Origin of the sequence: Streptosporangium minutum (assembly GCF_002149035.1) — a bacterium.
GTDB classification, from domain to species: domain Bacteria; phylum Actinomycetota; class Actinomycetes; order Streptosporangiales; family Streptosporangiaceae; genus Streptosporangium; species Streptosporangium minutum.
In genome coordinates this window covers 1-1,735 of record NZ_NGFP01000490.1, presented here as the reverse complement: position 1 = coordinate 1,735, position 1,735 = coordinate 1, and the positions used below count along the sequence as shown (strand labels likewise).

Genomic DNA, 1,735 nt, shown 5'->3' with positions numbered 1-1,735 from the left:
GCAGGACGGTGGGCGGGACGCGCCGGAGGAGGGCGAGGAGGGCGGCGAGCTGATCGGCCGTACGGCGGAGCTGGCAGCGCTCCACGCCGTCGCCGAGACCGCGGGACTGTGCACGGTATGGCTGGGCGGGGACGCGGGAGCCGGCAAGAGCACGCTGGCCGAGGCGTTCGCGAGGAGGCTGGCCGACCAGGGGTGGCTGACCGCCGCGGGCCAGTGCCCGGAGACGGACGGCGGCGCGCCGCCCGCGTGGGCGTGGAGCGAGGTGCTGCGCCGTCTGGCGGCCGGCAGACCGCCCGCCGACGACGTGGCGGCGCGGCTCGCGCCGTTGCTGACCGACGACACCCCGGCCACGGGACGGTTCCTGCTGGCCAGGGCGGTGGAGGACTATCTGGTGCAGGCCGTCCGGGCGGACACGCGCCTGCTGGTCGTGCTGGAGGACGTGCACCGCGCCGACGAGGAGACGCTGCAGCTCCTGCGCCATCTGGCGGTACGGCTCGCGTCGGCCAAGATCATGATCATTGCCACCTACCGCCCCGCCGAGGCCGCCGACCATCTCGGCGCGACCTGGGCGGCTCTCGCCGGACGGCAGACCCACCGCCTCGACCTGCACGGGCTCAGCGACGACGAGGTGGCCCAGCTGCTGCGGGAGCGTTCGGGGCGGGAGGTGGACCCGGTGACCGCGCGCACGGTGGCGGAGCGGACCGGGGGGAACCCGCTCTTCGTGTGCGAGACCGCGCGATTGATCGTCACCGACGGGACGCCCGCGGCCAGGGCACTGCCCCCCGGGGTGCGGGACCTGATCCGGCGCAGGATCGCCCGGCTGCCCGCCACGGCCCGGACCACGCTGCGGGACGCGGCGGTCATCGGCCGGGACGTCGACGTGGACGTGCTGCTCGCGCTGGACGGCGTCGACGAGGAGGCGGTGCTGGAGGGGCTGGAGGCGGGAGTGCTGACCGGGCTGCTGACCGAGCCCGCCCCGGGCCGGGTCCGCTTCGCCCACGTGCTCGTGCGGGAGACCCTCTACGAGGACACCCCGGGCATCCGCCGTATCCGGCTGCACGGCAGGGTCTTCGGCGCTCTGGAGCGGGTCAGGCCCGGCGACGTCTCGGCGCTGGGCCACCACGCGCTCGCCGCGGCCACCCCGAGCACCGCCGGGCGGGCGGTGCCGTACGTGGTGGCGGCGGCGGAGAAGGCGGCCGCCCTGCACGCCTACCGGGAGGCGGAGAGCTTCTACCGGGGGGCGCTCGACCTCGTGGACGACGACCACCGCCGGCTTGACCTGCTCTGCCGCCTGGTGGGCGTCCAGGCCAACGAGGGCAACGTGATGGCCGCGAGGGAGAACCGGGAACGGGCGATCGCCGTGGCGCGGCGGCTCGGGACGGGGCTCACCCGCGCGCTGACCGCCTACGAGGCCCCGGTGACCTGGTCGATCCAGCCGGACCGCCAGGTCGACGAGGCGTTCGTCGCGGCGGTCCGGGAGGCGCTGGCCGAGGAGCCGTCGTCGGAGGCGGGCGAGGAGGCCCGCTGCCGGCTGCTGGCCACGCTCACCTTCGAACTGGAGGGCCACGACGAGGGCTGTGAGGCGTTCAGCGCCGAAGCCCTGCGGCTGGCCCGGAAGCTGGGCCGTACCGAACTGGTCTGCCTGGCGCTCAACGCCCGCTACTTCGTCCTGCTGACGCCCCACCGGCGCGCCGAACTGGAGGCGGTGGGGCGGGAACTGGTCGAGCTGGGGGAC

1 protein-coding gene is annotated in these 1,735 nt (G+C 75.6%); it reads left to right on the top strand.

Going from position 1 to position 1,735, the window contains the following annotated elements; genetic code table 11:
- Positions 1 to 1,735 (top strand): ATP-binding protein (locus CA984_RS43930; RefSeq protein ID WP_165781654.1); only part of this gene is annotated, 1,735 nt, incomplete at both ends.